Genomic DNA, 1,038 nt, shown 5'->3' on the forward strand with positions numbered 1-1,038 from the left:
TTGTTGCCCGATTTTCATCGGAATGAGTACCAACTAGTTATGCTGACGCGATATTTGCCATGCCAACTAGTACTTTACGAGTGCCTGTATAGGCCTCTCTGCCATGAGTAAACAGCATATTATCCAGCAGCAAAATATCGTTTCTTTGCCACGGGTAAGCAAAAGTGAGGTCTTGATAAACCTGATTGATGAGCTTGATGTCTTGGTCACTTATTTCGCTACCATCACCAAAAAAGGCGTTACGAGGTAAAAATTCGCTGCCGATACTGTCACGCATTTGTGCACTGAGTTGATTATCTAGGCTCGAGCAGTGGAACAAGTGAGCTTGATTAAACCATACCTTTTCACCACTTTTTGGATGGCGCATGACCGCCGGACGCCATTGCTTGGTTTGTAGCCTTTTATCATCAAGCCAAGTAAATTCGATTTCATTTTGTCGGCAATATTGCTCAACTTCGGCTTTACTCTCAGTCTGAAAAACCTCTTGCCAAGGTAGGTCGATATCACCGTAGTTACGCACGTACTGCACACCTAAACGCTCAAACTTGTCTCTTAATTCACTGGGAATACGACGATATACTTCACGGCTGTCGGCAAGTGGTGTGCACCCACCCGTGGTTGCTGGGATCACACAAAAAAAGCCCATTCGCATCGGCCAAACATTGGAGTAAGCATTTTCGTTATGCTGCAGGATCACTTGATCGGCATGATATTCCGTGGTGGTGTAAATATTGTTGTTCAGTGCCGTTCGTGGCGAAGAGCGATAAACATACTGGCTTAAACGCTCACCAAACAAGGTCTCAAGTATGGCGCTAAACTGATTCGTGCTCACAATATTTAAGCCACGAAGCAATGCAAAACCATCTCGCTCAACCCAGTTATTCACCTCTTGAACGTGGTTTTTCACCCATGCCATGCCGCTTTGTTTAACCTCAGATAAGTCATGTATCCGAGGGTCTGCTGCAATCGATGTCGGATCCAATTCCAAAGAAAGTGCGTGATCCATTGTTTTCCCATCCTTAAAAGTATGTACTTTTG

The 1,038-nt window shown here is 44.7% G+C and carries 1 protein-coding gene; it reads right to left on the reverse strand.

Annotated features, from left to right (window positions below; translation table 11 throughout):
- Positions 1 to 37 precede the first annotated feature (37 nt).
- Complete coding sequence (locus tag PNC201_RS15955; RefSeq protein ID WP_102057605.1) at positions 38 to 1,006, reverse strand: TauD/TfdA family dioxygenase; 969 nt, start codon at positions 1,004 to 1,006, stop codon at positions 38 to 40.
- Positions 1,007 to 1,038 lie beyond the last annotated feature (32 nt).

The organism is Pseudoalteromonas sp. NC201 (assembly GCF_002850255.1).
Taxonomy (GTDB): Bacteria; Pseudomonadota; Gammaproteobacteria; order Enterobacterales; family Alteromonadaceae; genus Pseudoalteromonas.

Excerpts from the sequence above, each read along its gene's own strand:
- PNC201_RS15955 (WP_102057605.1), bottom strand. The coding sequence starts at position 1,006 with ATGGATCACGCACTTTCTTTGGAATTGGATCCGACATCGATTGCAGCA.